Raw genomic sequence first — 18545 nt, forward strand, 5'->3', positions numbered from 1 at the left:
CGCCGGTCACCTCCTTCACTATCCTTGCTATCGTCATTATGTGTTTGTCTACAGCGAGGGAGGAGGACTGGAGGACGGCCAAGTCCTTGTAGACGTCTACTATTAGGCCGGGGAACGAGTCGCCGTCGCTGTTGACGAGCCTATATGCCTCCCAGAAGGCCGAACCGTTCGCCTCCCTAGTTCTATAAGCCCTCACCAAAGCCTCCCGAACGGCGTCCTCGACCGACCCCGGGCACTCGTGCCAAAAGAGCACCCTGAGCCTAACGGGGCCTGTCTCATCCCAAAGGGCACAGAGCTTTCCCCCTTCGCCCTCGACTTCGACAAGTTCGCCTACCTCAGCCTTCCCCTTTACGTGCTTTTGGTATATTACTGGCCCGACCAGCTTGGCCTTCCTTATCGCTTCCGGCGCCACTTCTACCTTCATGTCACTTCCTCAGCCAGTGCGAGGAGTATCGAAACAGCTATTATGTCAGCTGCAGTTCCCGGGTTTATTCTCTTCTTTTCTATGTACCAATCGTGGTAGCCTTCTCGGGCTGCCGCCCTAAGCTCCAAGGCAACCCTGTAGCCGTGCTTACGAGCCACTAAGCTATCTATAATGTTGGAAAGCACAAAGCGTTGTAGCTTTTCAATGGTGTGCTTGGAGTAGCCCTCCAGGATGAGCGTGAGCGCTCCTTCTGAACGCAAAGGATATCCCCGAACTATTTCTCTAAACAGATCATCATACCTAGATAGGTAAACGAAGAGGCCCCAGAGGTCGTCGTTATAGTTTTGCCATTCATCAGCGTTGACAAAACCTTCTACCTTCTTGTAGTGACTTAGCCCAGCCTCAGAGAGGGCCTTCAAGAAGAGCTGAGCGTCATAAACCTTGCTCGCCTTGAGGTCGTCCAAAGCGTATCTGACGGCGTCCAGGCCTTCTTGTAAATGTTTCATTAAAGGTACTGTCAGTATAGCGTAGCCCGTAAGCGTACTCCGTTGGCTCCTCAAGGCCTCTAGGTACACCAGACCGAGAGGGGCACCCTTTTGGGAAAGCCGGCAACTCCTTTGTAACTCGAACGCATCAACCAACAAGTCTGGATACGAGAAACTACTAGACCTCTCCGGACAGACGTTCCCAGGTTTACATATTCCAGCCTCCAAAGCTACTGCTAAGGGTATTAGGGAGCAAGTATCTCTAACCTTCCTCCCGGAGGTAAGGATACTCTCACCCCGTCCACCCTTACCTCTAGGATTCCTTCGATAACAACCTCGTATCCCGTTGGAACCTCCGCGTGTTGAAGGCGTAAGCTCTCCGCTACCGTTCCGTCGTGCAACACTATTTGAGTCGGCGTGTAGGGGTCCGACCGAACGACTGTGCCACGTACGACGACGCGTCCTAAAGGCACGGGCCTTCGAGGCGACCTCGGACCCTTGACGAGCCTTACAGAGTAGGGCGTTCCTTTCCAAACTCCCTCTAGGGCGGAGTACCTCTTTCGCTTACGCTTGGCCCTAGGACCGAGGGCGTCCCACTTACCCTCATAAGGATCCGCTTCGCCCTTGGCCTTGAGTTCTCTCAATAGCTCTACAATGTCCTTGAAGCAACTTTCATCGTAAGCTACTAAGTCCACATCCCCTTTTCCGCTTCCCAAGGCGCGAGAGCCCGTCAGCCCGACCTCGCACGGGAACAAAGAAGCGAACTCCTTGGCGACCGGGTCAGCGTTAACAAGATAGAGAGGGTCTATTAATTCTACCTCGCTTAGCGGAAGCAGTGGAGCGGGGCTGGGCGCACAGTCAGTGAGTTCCAAGAAGTTTGAGACTAGATGATTGACGACTTCCTTCTTCAACTTTCTTCCTTTGATGTCGTAACGAGGGTAAGCTATCACACTGTCCGAGCAAACGTCCACTCCCTTAGCTAACCAGACAGTGTCGCGATACCTCACTAAGAAGCCTTCGAGCGGTTGCATTCTGGCTCCTCAGGGTTAGAAATCTTCTTCCTCAAAAATAAGCAGTATCTCGTAGTAGGTGAGAAGTACAAACAATCGTAACAAGTAGGAGGCCTCTCTCCTTTCTTAGGGTCGTAGAACTTTTTTGCCTTAATAACTTCCTCATTAACCATCCTCTCTAAGGGTTCATCGCTCTCGACCTCTTTGATTGTAGGAAGTATCAACTTAGCTCCCTCTTTCTTGGTCTTTTCCATATATTCTCTATAGATAGGACAATCTTGGTACTCGTCACTCAAGCATGGATACTTCTTGTGGTTGACCTCCTTTTCCAATATGCTGCAAATCACTTTCTTTCTGAAAATGCTCTTTACCTTGGCGTGTGGGCATACCATCGCCTATCACGCTCTGTCGGCACTTTTCTTCACAAATCCGGACGTTTCCGGGATTAAGTCCAAATATCTACTAATAATAGATGGTTTCTCGAGGTAACACATAAGCCAAGATTAAGAAACCCAAGGCGTAGACGAAGAGCGTCAATGAGATGCAGAACGGATTCAGCACAGTAACCTTTCTGTCCTCGACGCGAACCAGGTGGCCAAGTATCGTAGGCCACAATTCTCGTCCCCCGTACTTCACAGTTAGGTTGCTCCCTCTCGCAAAACCGGGTACGCTTACGAACTCTGGCTTGGGTAATCCTTTAGTGTCCTCCACTACGACCTTCATCTCACCTTTCTCGTTATGCACAAGAAGTAATAACTTACCCTTTATATTTATCCTTTCTCCTTTGTACGCAGCAGTCAACTCGCCAGAGCCGTGCTGAAGTCTTGCTTCGACCACTCTCCCCGTCACTCCCCACGGGTACGCGAGCACCGCACCTACGAACAGTATAACTGCTGTTACCAGCGCCGCCCTAAAGAACTCCTTTGTGTATCCAGCCCCTACGACTATTGGTATGAGTACTGCCTCGACTACTGTTAGCAGCACTTTAGTGAAGAAGAATTTTGACACTTGGGGTTGCGTGATAAAGCCTTTAGTAGCTTGTAACGTCGGATGGAGCGAACCCTCCATCACGTAAGGCATTATAAAGCTTATTGGAACTGTTGCAAACGCCGCGATCGAGTACACAGCAGATATCGTAGCCCGGCGGTCCGGGTCTTGAACGCTCTTCCTTATAGCCACGTAAACTAGGTACGCTATAAAGAGAACTAGTACGCCGGTCTCCCTCGGGTCCCAGTTCCAAAAGCTACCCCACGACTCTTGTGCCCACGCGCTTCCCGTTACTAAGACCATGAAGGCATACACTAGTGCCGTATATATAAATAGTGCCTCATACTTATCGTACTTTTTGTCCCCAGTGACTAGGTACAGTATCGACAGTATGAAAGCTATAATGAAGAGGACGTACGTAGCCCACGCGATGGGTACGTGGAGGTAGATGTTTCTATAAGCCATGGGGCTGCCCAGGGGCACTGACGCGGGATACGGCGCCTTTAGGGCTATGTAGGAACTAATGATACCGTCTATTACCATTAAAAGCATTAATAAGTATGCAAGCGCCTTCACTGCTGAGGACCCGTAGCTCTCAGAAATAGATGGAGTTTTTACCTTGTTAAGTTAGGCATCGGGCGGATCATGAAGGTACTTGACATCCACGAGCTCGAACGTCTCAAAAGAAGGTTAGTAATAGTCGATACTTCGATACTCTTGCTCATAGCTGAAGGTATAGACGTTTTGGCGCAGATAGAAGAAATGGGAGGCATATGTGTACTCACGCGCTCGGTCTTGCGGGAACTGGAAAAGATCTCAACCGAACGAAACAAAAGGGGAAAAGCGGCGAGGTTGGTCCTCCCCCTGGTCCTAAAGCGGTGTCCTATAATAAACATTAGCATAGAAAAGAAGACAGACGACGACATAGTATCGATAGCTTTGAAATACGGCTTAGCAGTAGCTACGGCCGATATGGGCCTCCGGAGGAGACTGCTGAGGAAGGTGCCAACTATATACTACCGCGAAGCGCAGAGAAGACTATATAGCGAAGACTTCTTTGCATATTGAGACAGCCACTCCTCTAACGTGACCTTATTCGGTGGCGTGATCGGTGTTCCATAGACCACCTTACCCTCATAGTAATCGTTGATAAAGGTAAGGTCCTTAGGATACATGACTATATACCTAGTTCCGTTGAAAGGAACCTTTGCTGGACGAGCCTTGTTTATCAGAAATATTATCGGTAGGCCGTTTCCGCTCCTCAAGTAGCTTATCGGGCACCTCATCTTCTCCCAGATTACTTTTACCACCCTAGATGCGTTTGATTTTTCTAATATGATGCTTAATTTCTTGGATGCTTCTAGTATTTTCATATTTAAATAGTACGGAGTGGCCTTGAATGCATCTTCCAGTAACTCGGTGATATTTGATGTGGGCGGGGCGCTGGCGTGGCCGCTCAAGTATTCCTTAACGTCGTTACTCACCACAACCAACCAAGCAAAAGGTATCCTCTCCGTCGCAAGCGCGAAGAGCCAAGGAACGTACTCGTATAGCTTGTACCGATCTACAGTAAATGGGATGACTACGTAGCCGAAACCGTGCTCCTTTATCCACTTCACGGTTTTGAGCGCAAGGGGGTATGTATACTCCCAGTAAGCAGTCGCTTCGTCTAAATGTATGTAGTCCCCACTCTTTAAGCCGTTGAAAGGGTTTAGCCAGATCCAGATGACCGCTCCGCGCGCATTTTTGGTGACATTCAGCGCCCCCGCAAGTTCTTGAGCACCGCTCTCAATAGTCACACTATTCAGAACTAAGATTATGTAAACTACATAGAGCGCCACAAACTTCCTTATGCCTATCCTATCCTTCAATACGTGAAACAGTATTGTTACTATAATAAAATGATAAGATATTAGTGCAAAGAGCCCTACGAAACCGGACAAGTTAGAGAGCCATAGGTTGGATCGATATAAAGTAACTATGCTAATCCCTAGCTTGTTTAGAATATCTTCTCCCAGATAGCCGACTATTGAATAAGCTGTACCCAAAAAGGCGTCGACAAGAGTCGCCAATAACCCCATTAAGTACGTAAGGCTCGAAGGAACTCCCAATGTCATAAAAACTACCAAAGGGACCAACAAGTTTTGAGGGCTAACGACCTTACTGAAAAGGATGAAAGCCAGTGACGATATTACCAACGATCTCGCAAAACTTCCTTTATACGAAATCATAAAAGAGTAAACCAAGGTTATGATGAAAAATAACATGAGAGCCGAGGATCCCCAACCACTCTTAGGCGAAGGCTTGCCGAAACATGGAGCGACCAGGTTGGCTATGTGGAATGTAGCCAGATCGCCGGCAACTGTAATCAAGGGGATTCCCGCGTATCCGAGGGATGCCGGAGGCCTGTTCTCATGAAATATTAAAACATTGTTGATGAAACCTTGGGAAATGAAGGGGAGTATTATCAATAAACTCAGCACAAGGGCTTTAATGACGTCTTTGTATAATTTCAGTCTCAGAGCCAAACCAATTAAAGCCGGCAGAAGTATCCACGTCGTCTGCTTGGTCGTCGCGGCTAATGCTAGGAAGAGCCACCAATGACGATCCTTTTTCTTTAACCTGTATATAGCTTCTAACAGCAGGGCGGCAGCCAGTACGTCAATCATCCCGTGTACTGCTGTAACGAAGAACACCAACGGATTCTTAATGAACTTAAGTCCGTCTCCCCTTCGTACCTCGTCCAGACGCTTTGATATCCAGATAGCTGATGCCAGCAATATAAGTTTAAGTACTATTCTGAATGATATTGTGTTTAATAACCCCAATTTGCGAAGTACTAGAGAGGGTAACGAGAGGGCTACCAACCCAAAAGGGGGATAGGCGTACCACTGCGGATAAGTTACTGGATTTGAATAGATCCACGGGGCGTTCGGGCTTACGTCATAAGGACTAATACCCATTAGCATTAACAAAACAGAGTAGTAGAAGACCATAATATCGTAATGGTGCTGGGTAAACAGTGATATTAGTAGATATGCTATCAACCACTTCATCACTTCCATCAGTTCCTTTGTGGATACCAGAAGGGTCTTTGAAAGCTTGACGAAAAATCGTGTTTTTCTACCTCCAATCCCAAGATATCCTCGGGCATTAGTTGCCAGACGTTGTAGACATCTTAGACTTGAGTAAAGAAGACATACTCAAAATAATTGAGCTTGCAAAAGATATTGAGTATAAAAAACTTCATAAGTCTAAGTGGTGCGTCTTAGAAAACAAAACCGTTTCCTTACTTTTCACAGAACCTTCAACTAGGACGAGACTCTCTTTCGAAGAGAGCGCTAAAAGGTTGTGTGCTTTCACGCTCACTATAGTTGGAGAGGAAGCCAGTTCTTTCGTCAAGGGCGAGAGTTTATACGATACTATAAAAGTGTTGGACAAGATCAGTGACATTATAGTAATTAGGCACAGCTTAGACGGCTCTGCTAGGTACGCAAGCGAAATTGCTGTTAACCCAGTAATCAACGCCGGAGACGGGAAGAACCAGCACCCGACCCAATCACTTATAGATTTATACGTAATCAAGAAGAAGAAAGGCGAGCTCGAGGGCCTTCGATACGCCGTGGTAGGAGACCTCCGGTACGCCAGGACCGCGAGGAGCTTTTTGATGGCGCTAGCTAAATTTAAACCAAGATCTGTCTACTTGGTTGCTCCCGAAGTTCTCAAACCCTCAACTAAGTTCTTAGAGGAGCTAAGATCTATGGGCCTTAACGTTTTTGAAGTAGAGAGGTTAGAGGACGTCGTACCGAACGTCGATGTAATATATGTGACCAGAATACAGAAGGAAAGGTTCCCCGACCCATCAGAGTACGAGAAGGTTAAGGGCAGTTACAGAATAACTCTAGACCTAATAAAAAGGGGGAAAGAAGACTTGATCGTCCTACATCCACTGCCGCGCGTAGACGAATTGGACGTGAAAATAGACGCTACCCCGCACGCCGCCTACTTCGATCAGGTCGTCGCCTCGGTGCCAGTTAGAATGGCTGTCCTTGCGTGGAGCGCAGGGGTGGTCTGAGGTGAAGGAGCTAAAGGTAAGTAAAATAAATAATGGCACGGTAATAGATCACCTTCCACCCGGGAGGGCTCTAAAGGTTCTGAAACTCCTCGGAATAGACGGCAGCGAGGGCTTCATGGTACTGATAGCAATGAACGTCTACTCAAGAAAGTTAGGCGGACGGAAGGACATAGTTAAAATAGAAAATATATATTTGAGTGACGAGCAGACCAAGGCGCTAGCCCTAATAGCGCCTACAGCAACGGTTAACATAATAAGAAACGGAAAGGTAGTGGAGAAGAGAGGAGTCAAATTACCGGACGTTGTCGAGGGTATATTGGTATGCCCCAATAGCTCGTGTATTTCACGTTCCAAGAAGGAACCCATAAGGTCGAAGTTCTTAGTCGTCTCGAAAAGGCCACTCAAACTGAAGTGTTACTATTGCGGAGAGATAGTAGGAGAAAAAGAGGTTTCCAACTATATGAACTTGAGGTGATTATATTGAACTTTAAGGCTAAAGAAGTCTTAAGAACCCGCAAGATCGCAAAAGGAATGTATGAGGCTTTCGTGAGCTATGACGAGGAGGAGGGAGCTCCTCCGCCGGGGACCTTCTTCATGGTATGGGTACCCGGTCATGAGGCTATCCCCCTCTCTGTAGCGGGGTATCGCAAGGGAGTGTTGCGTTTCATCGTAGAAGTCAGAGGGAGCACTACGGCCGCCCTCTACACGGCCCACAAAGTAGGCCTCATGGGCCCTCTGGGCCGCCAAGCCCCCGTTCCCTCCGGGAAACCCCTTTTCGTAGGAGGAGGAGTAGGCGTGGCTCCCTTACTCTACATGAAGCAACTTTGGGGAGGTAAGCTGTTCTTCGGCGCTAAGAGCGCGAAGAACGTTCCGAAGATAGACGAAATAGACGAAGTAGCGACAGAAGACGGGAGCTCGGGGTTCAGGGGCACGGTCTTGGACCTCCTTAGGGTTAACTACCAGAGAAAAGACGTCTACGCGTGCGGACCGCCTTCCATGATATCGTCACTCAAGGAACTGGCAAAAGAAATAGGGCTGAGAGGGTACTACAGTACCGAAAGGATAGTGAAGTGTGGTATAGGTATATGCGGCTCGTGTATTATAGAGGGTAAACTCCTTTGCAAGGAACCGTGGTTAAGGTTGAGCTGAGGCCGGGAGACCTCGGGCCCATCCACCCACTACAGTGGGCGTAAGACCCGAGGCACTCAAGCTAGCAAGTGAGAAGAGGGATTATCAATCTGAACTCATCCACAACACTTGAACAAACTATCGAGATGATGTATACGCCATCGGCCGAAAGGTGAGGAGAGCTCGCCCCCTGATCACTCCCTTCTCAACTTATAGTCAACGACCACGGCGATGATCGCTCCCACGAGCGCGCCAAACACTATAGCTTTTACCAAGTTGTCTGGAGTCGGCGGAAACGGACCGTTCATCTCGTTGCTACCCTCGAATGAACACAAGCTCAAGTTTTTAGAGGATCGGCCAGCAGCCCCTTCTCCTCACCCTTCAGGGGTCGGACTCTTCTTCATCTCCCTCACGCTTACTTTAGGTATAGCTGAGTATAAGCTTTGAACGTCCAACACCAGTTGTCCTCCTGGTACGGTTACCGCGAACGCCCCCGCAACGCTGGCGACCTTGGCGGCTTTGATTAAGTCCCCCTCGCTCAAATAGGTAACTAAGAACGCTGCCGCATACACGTCGCCGGCGCCAGTAGTGTCTATTACCCTTTCTACGTCTAGGCTCCCGACGTAATAGACTTCTCCTTTTCTAGAATACACTAGGCTGCCCTCCTCGCCCAGCGTGATCACTAAGACCTCTCTTGGAAGGACCTCTGGTTCGGGATAGAGCCCTAGTCTCTCAGCTTCCGACTTATTCACGAAAAGAAAGTCCACATCCTCGACTACTCGCTTGACAGATGCAGTTTCTTCAAACACATAAGTTCCGGGAGAATAACTGAGTCTCTCAACCGAGACGTACTTTTCGACAAACGATGGCGGTTTCGTGGCTACATGAACGAGGTCCGCGTCGAACTTATCGGGTAAGTCCCTTGGTTTCAGTAAGTGTGATACCCCCTTTAAGGAATACATCACTTTTCCTTTTGGTGTAGAAGCGATGAATATTATTGACTGTTCTCCCTCCCTCAGCGGTCCGAAGATTTTAACGCCCACCCTTTCCAACTCTTCTACTACTTTTTTGGAGAAAGTACCCGTTCCTAAGGCTGCGTAGAGCTCCACGTCGGCACCCAAGCTCCGGGCCGCCACTGAGAAGTTAGCTCCAGATCCTCCCGGAAGCACTCGCCAGTCTTTAGCCTCTCTTCCCTCGTCTATCGAGGGAAGGTCGTCCAAAAAGGCAATAATGTCTATGTTAACATTTCCAATTACGACTATTCTCACCATGAGCTGAGGTACCTCATTTGTTCTTCCGTTAAGCTATCTATTTTAATACCCATTGCATCCAGCTTACGCCTTGCTACCTCCTCATCGATCTCGACAGGGACCTTGTATACCTTATTTGCCAGCTTACCGGCGTTGTCCAACAAGTACTTAAGGGAGAGGAACTGGTTGGCGAAGCTCATGTCCATGACTTCGCTGGGATGACCCTCCGCAGCAACCAAGTTTACTAATCGACCCTCTGCCAACAAGTAGACGCGCCGGCCGTCGGGAAGCTTATATTCATCGACGTAGGGTCTTATCCTCCTCTTGGAAATCGCTATTTCTTCCAACGCTTTCACGTCTATTTCTACGTTGAAATGACCTGCGTTTGCGAGGATGGCACCATCTTTCATTTTCAGTATGTGTTCCTTTCGGATTACGTGAATGTTACCGGTGGCGGTGACGAACAAGTCGCCTATTCTGGCAGCGTCGTCCATCCTCAAGACGTCGAACCCGTCGTGTACGGCTTCGAGTGCCCGTAGGGGGTTCACTTCAGTTACTACTACGCGGGCTCCCATCCCCCTAAGCCTCATAGCTATCCCTCTTCCTACCCACCCGTAACCCGCAACCACGGCCACCTTTCCCGCTAACAGAATGTTGGTCGCTCTCAGTATGCCGTCTATAGTGCTTTGTCCCGTACCATACCTATTATCAAAGAGGAACTTCGTGAATGCGTCATTTACAGCAATGACCGGATATTTGAGGACGCCTTCTTTTTCCATTGCTCTTAGCCTTATTACGCCAGTCGTAGTCTCTTCAGTCCCCCCAATTATTTCTTCTGCAACATTTGGATAATCCTTATGTATAGTAGCGTGAAGATCGCCACCGTCGTCTATAACTAAGTCTGGGTTTCCCTCCTCTATCACTTTTCTGATAGCCCACCAGTACTCTTCCTCAGTCTCTCCCTTCCAAGCGTAGACGTTTATACCCTCGTGTGCAAGGGCTGCTGCCACGTCGTCTTGTGTGCTTAGGGGGTTGCTGCCGGCTAGATAGACGTCAGCACCACAGAACTTAAGAGACCTAACGAGAGCGGCGGTCTCTTTGGTTACGTGGAGTACCGCGGATATTCTCTTGCCTTCGAACACCTTCTTTTCAGTACAAAGTTTTCGAAGGCCTACTACCACCGGCATGTGGTTCTCTGCCCATTCTATCTTTAACTTTCCTTGGTCAGCCAGACTCACATCCTTGACTTTGAAACCCATGCTTCAGAACCCTGATTGGGCAGTATGTTTGAAGGTGAAAAAAGGGTTGTGTGCAAAGATGGCGACAAACCCTCAAGCGGCCTCCTTCTTCGGAGGAGCCTCGCCGACCTTTGCCCTGAAGTAGTGGCCGTTAGGACACCTGAATAGGCCTATTATCACTCCTTTCCTTCCCTTAGGTGCTAGCACCCACGTCTTGATGGGTTCCTTAACTTCAGCGCCGCATTTAGGGCACTTGGGCATTTCCTCTCACCTCCCCTCTTCTCTTTCCCGCTATTCCTTCTGGCTCGCCGTGCTTATAAATTATTTCTTGAGACCTTTAAACTCACATTACATGAATCTTTAAGATTCCTTAGGTTGTAAGTCTAAAAAATCCTAAGCTCCAAATGTTAAGCAATGCTAGTATTTTCCATAACATACACGAGTTGCGTCCCACGGCCTTCACCACCCAACTTTAAAAATACTCCTTCGTATCGCCTGAGTTTGGAGAGAACAGTGCCCAGAGTAGCTGTAATAGACAAGGAGTTGTGCAAGCCTAACAAATGTAATTACGAGTGCATAAGGTTCTGTCCCATCAATAAGACTGGAAGAAACAAAGCGATAGAGCTCGGGGAGGACGGAAAGCCAGTAATCCACGAGCTCGTGTGTACGGGGTGTGGGATTTGCATTAAGAAATGTCCATTCCAAGCTATTCATATAGAAAACCTGCCGGAGGAAGTAGAAGAAAGACTAGTCCACCGGTACGGCAAGAACGGCTTCGCGCTTTACGGCTTGCCCGTACCCAAAAGAGGCCAAATTACCGGTATCATAGGGAGAAACGGTGCCGGTAAATCTACCTCCTTGAAGATTTTAAGTGGCCTCTTGAAACCTAACTTAGGCAAAGAGAAAGCGTCTTGGGACGAAGTTATGAGAAAGTTCAAAGGTACCGAATTATTTAACTATTTGAAGGATTTAGCCAACGGAAAGATAAGGGTATCCTACAAGTTGCAGTACGTAGCAGAGGCCGCAAGACTCTTGAAGGGATCTGTAGGCCAACTGCTCTCACGCGTAGACGAACGAGGCATCGCGAAGGAAGTCGCCCAAGCGCTGAACATCTCCCACCTTTGGGAAAGAGATGTAAGAAAGCTTTCGGGCGGAGAACTTCAAAGGTTCCTAATAGCCGCGGCCTTGAGCAAAGACGCAGACCTCTATGCATTTGACGAGCCTGCCGCATATTTGGACGTAAGGGAGAGGATCAACATGGCCAGATCCATTAAAAAGTTCATTCCAGATAACAGGTACGTGTTAATAATTGAACATGATTTGGCCATTTTGGATTATTTGTCGGACTTGGTTCACATAGTTTACGGCGTTCCGGGAGTTTATGGGATAGTGTCCCAACCCTACGGGACAAGGGTGGGAATAAATCACTACATACGAGGGTTCCTACCTAGCGAAAACATGAGGATAAGGGACAAACCCATAACTTTCGTAAACCCAGAGCTCAGGGAGAAGGCTGTCCCGACAGAGGTGTACTTGGAGTGGCCGTTCATGACGAAGAGGTTGGGCGTCTTCACCTTGGAGGTAAACCCCGGCGAGATACACAGAGGGGAGATAATAGGTATCCTAGGACCTAATGGAATAGGCAAATCGACTTTCATCAAGCTAATAGCTGGGGTACTCAAACCGGACAACACCGACTTCGTATTGCCCCAGTTGAGGCTCGCGTACAAACCCCAGTATGTAACGCACGAAATGTTTGGAAAGGCAGAAACAGTAAAGGACGTTCTCAGTAAGGTTAGAAGCGATTTCTTGGACACGTCCAGCTGGTACTACGTCGAGGTAGTAAAGAGGCTCGGTCTCAACAAACTGTTGGAGAAAGAAATCAGACATTTGTCTGGCGGAGAGCTCCAAAAGCTCGCAGTTGCCGTTACCTTGGGCACCGAAGCAGACCTATACCTACTAGACGAACCTTCTGCCTTCTTAGACGTCGAAGAGAGGCTCGCAGTGGGTGACGCGATAAGGCACATAGTAGAGGGCTCTGGCGCGGCGGCATTCGTTGTTGACCACGACTTAGTGATGATAGATCTGATAACAGATAGAGTAATGGTATTTAAAGGCGAGCCGGGCAAGCACGGCGTAGCAGAGCCGCCGACTACGCTGAGAAAAGGCATGAACGAGTTCTTGAGAGAGCTCGGAATAACGTTCAGAAGGGATCCCGAGACGGGAAGGCCCAGAGTCAACAAGGAAGGAAGTCGCTTAGACAGGATGCAAAAGTCCATGGGTGAGTATTATTACACTCTACCTTCGAGGGAGTAACGGCCATGGGTGTAGACGAATACGTAGAGGCTTCTGAGAGACAGAGTGAATTGCTAGAAGAGCTGAAGAAGATAATCAAGGATTTAGAGGAAGTACCCGCAGACTTCGAACTAAACCAAAGAATAAGGGAGATATTACACGAGCTCGGAAGGCTCCGGAGAAAGTTGCTGGAGCTCTCCGAACTAGAGCCCACAGGAGACGTGGCGCTGCTCCGAGAATTCTACAAGTTGGTAGGCATCTTCGACGAACGGGAAATGTTAGAGGACCTACTGAAGTTAACCTTGAAGGGAAAGGTTGATATACCTCCAGACGAGATAATTTCTCATATAAGAGAAACCAAGAAGTTCGAAAGGAGTTTAGAATAAGCTTAAGGCGCGGAGGGGTCCCACGTGAGTTTCAGTATTCTTAACCCTACTTCGAAGCGGAGTGAGACGTACTACCGCAGTCTTTAATCCCGAATATTATTCCGGTAACATACGCTATTTATTAATTCGCACCAACCAACCTAACAATAACCGGCGACGCGGATGGCTAGGGTAGGAGATCATCTGACCGCGCTTGGGTTCACCAATGCCAAAAAACCAAAGAACGTGCTCGAGGAAATGATGGGTAGAAGCGTCAACTCCAACGAATACCAAGGTCCCAACAAACTCCTACTGGAGGCCGCCGAGAGGTATCTCTGGGAGCACGTCGTAGAGAACGTCATGCCCAAAGACATGATAAGCGCCCACAAGGAGGGAATAGTCTATGTACACAAACTCCCCCAGAGCGTCTTCCTCCCCTACTGCAACGGAAACGACTATTCGAGGGTGTTGAAAAAAGGCTTGAAGACTCCGACCATAGTTGCGGGCCCGGCGAGGCATTACCAAGTCGCAATGGCACACGCCGCCAACTTCTTGGCGATGATGCAGCAATACTGGACCGGAGCTCAAGCATTCGGTAGCGTCGAGCTGTGGGTTGCACCGTTCATAGCAAAGGAACACTTAAGTGACGAAGAATTAAGGCAAGGGATTCAAACGCTCTATTATGAATTGAACTTGCCGTGGAGGCCCGGAATGCAGACGCCGTTCACAAACATCACTATAACGTACACCGAGAGTAAGTACATGTTGGACCAACCGGTCATCATAGGAGGGGCCTCAACCGGCGACCTCCTAGGGGACTACCTTGACGAAGCGCGCAGGTGGCTCATCCAATTAGGCAAGGTACTTCAGAGGGGAGACTCGCTAAGACAACCCTTCACTTTCCCCATACCGACACTGATGCCGACTGCCAAGGACTTCTACAACGACGCCGAGCTGTTCGACGCAATCTTCGTGACAGCAGCAAAAATGGGAAGTTATTACTGGCTCAACACCAAGGTTATAGACCCGGACTCCGCGTTCGCGATGTGCTGCCGTTACGTGGTCAAGAAGGACGAGGTAAACAAGGCGTTCATGGGAAGCCTAAGGCTAAAGAAGATAGAAGATCAGAGGAAGGAAGAACTCGAAAAATTAGCAAAGGGCAGACTAGGCGGAATGTGGGCTATACCAGACATAACTGGTAGCATTGGCGTGATCACTGTCAACTTGCCGAGAATAGCCTTGGACGCCAGAGGAGACGTGGAGACATTCTTCCAAATACTAGAAGAGAGAGTGGAGTTGGTCGCCAAGTGGTTGAGCTGGTGGAGGAGCCACTACTTAAGGCTAATGAAGATGCACAAGAGCTTCTATAGCATGGTATGGGAATACAGCCCCGAGTGGACGAGGACCCACTTCAACACGATAGGAGCGATAGGAATGCCGGAAGCTGCAGCAATATTGATGGGAGACCCCGACGTGTGGACGAGTGAGGACGTCGGCGCTAAAGAGAAGGCAGTAGAACTAGAGGACAAGATGATAAAGACCATGGCCGACATAGCCTCCAGACTAACAATTGAAATGGGTGAACCATTTAACGTCGAAGAAGTGCCCGGAGAGACTGCCGCTGCGAAGCTGTTCCTGAACGACATGAAGTACTACCCAGAAGTAAGGGAGTACGTACCGGAAGGAGTCGACATGTACTCTACTAGCGTCGTGCCTTACTATGACCACGGCATAACTCTCTGGCAGAGGATAAAGTGGGAAGGTAAGGTCCAGCAGAGGTTCACCGGCGGAGTTATGATGCACATATTCCTCGGAGAGCAACCAGACCCAGAGGCGCTCGCGAAGTTAACCCAGAAGATAATGGACGCAGGAGTAGTTTACTGGAGCTACACGCCGGCCATCAGCGTGTGCGAGAACGGCCACAAGACCGTAGGACTCTACACCAGGTGTCCGAGGTGCGGAGCTAAGACCGAAATATGGAGTAGGATAATAGGTTACTACAGGCCGGTGAGCAATTGGAACCCGTTCAGGCAGAGGGAGTTCCGCATGAGGACTCACTATGATAACCACTTGAACAAGGGCACCATTGCTGCGTACAGCCTCGAAGACGGCAGACCCATGTAACGACAATAATCGGTGTCGACCCGTTGCACTTTAAATTATATTTTTATATTTTCTCTTAGTTCCAGCCCTCTGGGTAAAAGAATGCCCGTAGCTGGGGGGATCGGCGCGCTAGCACTACTAAACCCAACCACGCTGCTCCAATTGGGCCTCATAGTAGGGCTGGCCGAACTCATAGTCGCAATACTGGCGTTCTGGCGAGCCAAGGTGTTAGGGCTCGACTGGCTAAAGCTCTTCGGCCTAGGGGTGTTGCTGCTAGCGCTTGCACAGCTCCTCTGTAAGGTCATCGCAAGGGGAGTATTCCACCTACCGTTCACGTACCCCGTGGGGGTACCTTTCAAGACTGCTGGCTTGATATTGGTCCTTTACTCCATGTTGAGAGCTATTGACCACCCAAAGACGAAGCTACTAGCATTGCTAGGAATTGGTGCAGGTATCTACTTCTTCGTGGGCTCAATAATAGCGTTCACATACATACTAAGGTTCGAATGGTGGAGTTTCCACATACCACACCTGCTGTTCCTAGTACTCGGACCATTCATAATAGGCTATTACATCTTTAAAGCGTACCTGGAGACGCGCGATAGATCTGCGCTGTTCTTCGCAATAGGCTTGTGGATCTATGGTATGGCCAGCTTGGTAGTAATACTAGGCGTCCAGCTGACACACATCAACGTCGCTCTGAGTTACACGCTAGTAGCGAGAGCTATAGCAATGGTAATCATTCTGCTAGGAACGGTCTGAGCGCATTAGGTTTCATAACCCTTTTTTGATGAACTCCACAGAGCCCGCCTCCCTCACGCCGCAAAGGAGCGGCGAATGAGGGGAGAGCCCGTCGGGCGCCTTACACCTTTAACCTTCAACCTAAAAGGGTGCACGGACCATGGTGAGTATTCCGAGAGAGACCTTAATTAGAAGCGCCCAAAGTATAGATATAGAAACCATGGGTAAGATCGTCAGAAACTACCTCAGATGTAGGATGTCAAAACACGCGTGCGGAGCCAACCACTTGTACGTAGGACCTCCGGGAATAGGCAAAAGCGAAACAGTAATCGAAGTCGCCAAAAGCTCTGCCGAAGAGGTCGGCTTGAAGTTCTGGGAATACGAAAACTCGGCCGAGCCCGACGACTATGACAAGACTTTCGTTATGGTGTTGTTTAGGTTAGACATGGTCAAACCCGAAGATTTGAGTGGTTTTCCCCTTCCAGATAAAATTGACAAGAGCTTTGACTACGCAATCCCTCGCTGGGCAAAGGTGCTGAGGAAAGCTAGGGCTGGACTGGTCATTTTGGATGAGTTTACTAACATAAATGACGACACCGTGCTCAGCGCTGCATACGATATAGTCTTATCAGAGAAAGTTAACCTATACTATTTCAAGAAGCCCGTGGTGGCTCTAGGCAACCCTCCCGAATACAGCTCCATAGCGAGACCGTTACCACTTCCGCTATTGAACAGGCTGGCAGTCTTCAACGTCAAGGAACCCTCAGTGGAGATGTGGTGTAACTATATGCAAAGGCGTTACGAGAGCTCATGGGCGAAGGAGGTCTGCACGTTCCTTAAATCCTTTAGAGAATACTTGATCAAGTTGCCAGATGAGAGCGAGCTCCTAGAGCCTTACCCTACGCCGAGATCTTGGTCCAGCTTAGCAGTGGCCTTGTATAACGCGTACCCGGAACTCTACAACGCGATGCGAAACGACAAAAAAGAATTAAGGAAAGAGTTAATGACTCTAGTAAGCGCTTACGTCGGCCCAGAGGCCGCCCACGCGTTCGTAAGCTGGGCGCTCTCGAAGGGCGTCTCAGTGGAAGAGCTAATAGAGAGGCCGGACTTGCTGCTGCACTTAAGCGAGGACCAAGCTGTCCTCTCGCTCCAAGCGCTAGCCCATTACTCACATCCTCACTGGAAGTCACGCGTGTCTAAGGTAGTAAAACGTCTGATAGAGGAGCCAAGAGGGACTAGGTATGTCGCAATGTTGTTGAGATTCATGGAACCTACAAAGAGGAAAGAGTTTATAGACTACTTAAAATCAAGGAATAAAGTATTGCTGTACGAGATAAAGAGGAAAATAGGAGGTAAGGAGTTATTCGACGTCTAGTTGGTTAGCCCCGAGGCTTCTCTGACAGGCTTTATTATCATCTCCCAAAGGGGGTCGCCAGCTCCCAATAAGGTATGACTCATGGGAGGAAGCCAGCCGGGTATTATTGTTCTTATTTCCTCCAGCTTGGGCGGCCGTTTGTAGACCTTTGGTTCCAATACCTCTAAGGCCATAGCCCTCCTAGCTCTGGCTATGTAGAGGTAATCTTCCTCGCCTACGCCGGTCTTTTCTTCTCCGCCCTCTTCGATTAAACGTCCCCACACGAACTCGGGCTTGCCTTTGTAGACCTTCCCGACCCTGAATTCGCCAACTATCGCCTTCACGTTGCCAGAAGCATACATCACAACCAACATACCGCTGTAAAGGTTCAAGCCTATCCATGTCCTTAACTCGAACTTCTTCATACCGCTCAATATCCTTTGAGCATATCTGGGTTTTATGGACAGAAGTACGACAGGTGCTTCAGGGTCGTCTAGCGCTTCTATCACCTCAGTCCCACCGCCGTTAGCGTAAAGTTTCCTAGCTCATAAAATAAGTCCGAAGTCGGGATAGTGTTCGACACGAAGGTAGCTGCCCCCACGACCTTGGCGGCAAATTCCTCCAAGCTCACAGGTGCCGGATTCGTCAATACAAAATATATGAACATAACAAATGTCCAACCCACAAACACCGAGGTAGGAGGGCTCGCCCCGAAAAAGCCCCCTAGCGTCTCGAACGTGCAGTTGAGCAAGGCACCTACCATGCTCACAAATAGAGATAAAGCTATGCCGTACGGTAAGAAGTATACAACATTGATGTTCGTTAACGCCCAAGCTAAGGTGAGGGCGACCCACAGAGCTGAGAGCGCGACGCCGTACCCAACTGATATTACTATACAGTACCTCACAAAGACCCTACGTTTATGGGGAACATAAAATTTAATAATAGTTCTATCCGCCCCGTCCACGGCCCGGCCCGGCCACAGCGACCGGGCAACACCCGGACCCATTTCGAACCCGGAAGTTAAGCCGGTCGCGCGGGGTCCGGCGGTGGCGTCCGAGAGGCGCCGCAGCCGCCCCGTGCTGGGACC

The 18545-nt window shown here is 49.1% G+C and carries 20 protein-coding genes and 1 rRNA gene; 10 read left to right on the plus strand and 11 right to left on the minus strand.

Features of this window, described 5'->3' with window-relative positions:
- From AC1HCZ_RS07330 to AC1HCZ_RS07350, 5 genes are all read right to left on the minus strand, one after another.
- Window positions 1-424, minus strand: a 424-nt coding sequence (locus AC1HCZ_RS07330) for a class I SAM-dependent rRNA methyltransferase (RefSeq protein ID WP_479462890.1), incomplete at its 3' end; no start/stop codon positions are given.
- A complete protein-coding gene (locus tag AC1HCZ_RS07335) occupies window positions 421-1137 on the minus strand; it encodes a triphosphoribosyl-dephospho-CoA synthase (protein ID WP_479462891.1) in 717 nt (238 codons plus the stop codon). The genes AC1HCZ_RS07335 and AC1HCZ_RS07330, both read right to left, overlap by 4 nt.
- A gap of 17 nt (window positions 1138-1154) precedes the next feature.
- The gene (locus AC1HCZ_RS07340; protein ID WP_479462892.1) at window positions 1155-1940 is read right to left on the minus strand and encodes a hypothetical protein; all 786 of its coding nucleotides are present in this window, start codon (window positions 1938-1940) and stop codon (window positions 1155-1157) included.
- Complete coding sequence (locus AC1HCZ_RS07345; RefSeq protein ID WP_479462893.1) at window positions 1916-2311, minus strand: hypothetical protein; 396 nt, start codon at window positions 2309-2311, stop codon at window positions 1916-1918. The genes AC1HCZ_RS07340 and AC1HCZ_RS07345 overlap by 25 nt, the downstream gene beginning before the upstream one ends.
- A 70-nt stretch (window positions 2312-2381) precedes the next feature.
- Entirely contained in the window at window positions 2382-3482 is a 1101-nt protein-coding gene (locus tag AC1HCZ_RS07350) for a cytochrome c biogenesis protein (RefSeq protein WP_479462894.1), read from the minus strand.
- 69 nt (window positions 3483-3551) lie between these two features.
- Between AC1HCZ_RS07350 and AC1HCZ_RS07355 the strand changes: the two genes are divergently transcribed.
- The gene (locus tag AC1HCZ_RS07355) at window positions 3552-3974 is read left to right on the plus strand and encodes a PIN domain-containing protein (protein ID WP_479462895.1); all 423 of its coding nucleotides are present in this window, start codon (window positions 3552-3554) and stop codon (window positions 3972-3974) included.
- Here the strand turns inward: AC1HCZ_RS07355 and AC1HCZ_RS07360 are convergent.
- Window positions 3923-4987, minus strand: coding sequence for a hypothetical protein (locus tag AC1HCZ_RS07360; RefSeq protein ID WP_479462896.1), 1065 nt, complete (start codon window positions 4985-4987; stop codon window positions 3923-3925). The two genes, AC1HCZ_RS07355 and AC1HCZ_RS07360, sit on opposite strands and share 52 nt — an antisense overlap.
- A 1076-nt stretch (window positions 4988-6063) precedes the next feature.
- Between AC1HCZ_RS07360 and pyrB the strand changes: the two genes are divergently transcribed.
- Genes pyrB through AC1HCZ_RS07375 form a run of 3 tightly spaced genes read left to right on the plus strand, consistent with a single transcriptional unit; the run spans window position 6064 to window position 8130 of the window.
- Window positions 6064-6981 carry an aspartate carbamoyltransferase gene (gene pyrB / locus AC1HCZ_RS07365; RefSeq protein ID WP_479462897.1) on the plus strand — a complete coding sequence of 306 codons (918 nt, stop codon included), beginning with the start codon at window positions 6064-6066 and terminating at the stop codon, window positions 6979-6981.
- 1 nt (window position 6982) lies between these two features.
- Complete coding sequence (gene pyrI / locus AC1HCZ_RS07370; RefSeq protein WP_479462898.1) at window positions 6983-7456, plus strand: aspartate carbamoyltransferase regulatory subunit; 474 nt, start codon at window positions 6983-6985, stop codon at window positions 7454-7456.
- A 5-nt stretch (window positions 7457-7461) separates the two neighbouring features.
- Entirely contained in the window at window positions 7462-8130 is a 669-nt protein-coding gene (locus AC1HCZ_RS07375) for a hypothetical protein (protein WP_479462899.1), read from the plus strand.
- Between the two features lie 353 nt (window positions 8131-8483).
- On the opposite strand, the gene AC1HCZ_RS07380 is transcribed toward AC1HCZ_RS07375, so the two are convergent.
- The 3 genes from AC1HCZ_RS07380 to AC1HCZ_RS07390 form a co-directional block, all read right to left on the minus strand.
- Window positions 8484-9380 (minus strand): PfkB family carbohydrate kinase, encoded by an 897-nt coding sequence (locus tag AC1HCZ_RS07380; protein WP_479462900.1) that lies wholly within the window; start codon window positions 9378-9380, stop codon window positions 8484-8486.
- Window positions 9374-10618: an adenosylhomocysteinase gene (gene ahcY / locus AC1HCZ_RS07385; RefSeq protein WP_479462901.1), complete on the minus strand. Its 1245-nt coding sequence runs from the start codon at window positions 10616-10618 to the stop codon at window positions 9374-9376. The genes AC1HCZ_RS07380 and ahcY overlap by 7 nt, the downstream gene beginning before the upstream one ends.
- 72 nt (window positions 10619-10690) lie before the next feature.
- On the minus strand, window positions 10691-10858 hold the full coding sequence (locus AC1HCZ_RS07390) for a chromatin protein Cren7 (protein ID WP_011998075.1): 168 nt from the start codon (window positions 10856-10858) through the stop codon (window positions 10691-10693).
- Window positions 10859-11098: 240 nt separating this feature from the next.
- Here AC1HCZ_RS07390 and AC1HCZ_RS07395 point away from each other — a divergent pair, with 240 nt between their 5' ends.
- From AC1HCZ_RS07395 to AC1HCZ_RS07415, 5 genes are all read left to right on the plus strand, one after another.
- On the plus strand, window positions 11099-12913 hold the full coding sequence (locus AC1HCZ_RS07395; RefSeq protein ID WP_479462902.1) for a ribosome biogenesis/translation initiation ATPase RLI: 1815 nt from the start codon (window positions 11099-11101) through the stop codon (window positions 12911-12913).
- A 5-nt stretch (window positions 12914-12918) separates the two neighbouring features.
- Window positions 12919-13278, plus strand: coding sequence for a hypothetical protein (locus tag AC1HCZ_RS07400; RefSeq protein ID WP_479462903.1), 360 nt, complete (start codon window positions 12919-12921; stop codon window positions 13276-13278).
- A gap of 162 nt (window positions 13279-13440) precedes the next feature.
- Window positions 13441-15381: an anaerobic ribonucleoside triphosphate reductase gene (locus AC1HCZ_RS07405; RefSeq protein WP_479462904.1), complete on the plus strand. Its 1941-nt coding sequence runs from the start codon at window positions 13441-13443 to the stop codon at window positions 15379-15381.
- Window positions 15382-15462: 81 nt separating this feature from the next.
- Entirely contained in the window at window positions 15463-16122 is a 660-nt protein-coding gene (locus tag AC1HCZ_RS07410; protein ID WP_479462905.1) for a hypothetical protein, read from the plus strand.
- Window positions 16123-16264: 142 nt separating this feature from the next.
- Window positions 16265-17476 carry an ATP-binding protein gene (locus tag AC1HCZ_RS07415; protein WP_479462906.1) on the plus strand — a complete coding sequence of 404 codons (1212 nt, stop codon included), beginning with the start codon at window positions 16265-16267 and terminating at the stop codon, window positions 17474-17476.
- On the opposite strand, the gene AC1HCZ_RS07420 is transcribed toward AC1HCZ_RS07415, so the two are convergent.
- Window positions 17473-17964 carry an ASCH domain-containing protein gene (locus tag AC1HCZ_RS07420; protein WP_479462907.1) on the minus strand — a complete coding sequence of 164 codons (492 nt, stop codon included), beginning with the start codon at window positions 17962-17964 and terminating at the stop codon, window positions 17473-17475. The genes AC1HCZ_RS07415 and AC1HCZ_RS07420 overlap by 4 nt on opposite strands.
- On the minus strand, window positions 17961-18362 hold the full coding sequence (locus AC1HCZ_RS07425; RefSeq protein ID WP_479462908.1) for a hypothetical protein: 402 nt from the start codon (window positions 18360-18362) through the stop codon (window positions 17961-17963). The genes AC1HCZ_RS07420 and AC1HCZ_RS07425 overlap by 4 nt, the downstream gene beginning before the upstream one ends.
- Window positions 18363-18426: 64 nt before the next feature.
- On the opposite strand from AC1HCZ_RS07425, the gene rrf reads away from it, so the two are divergent.
- Window positions 18427-18536: ribosomal RNA gene (gene rrf / locus AC1HCZ_RS07430) — 5S ribosomal RNA — on the plus strand.
- Window positions 18537-18545 lie beyond the last annotated feature (9 nt).

This window comes from Ignicoccus sp. (assembly GCF_056435145.1).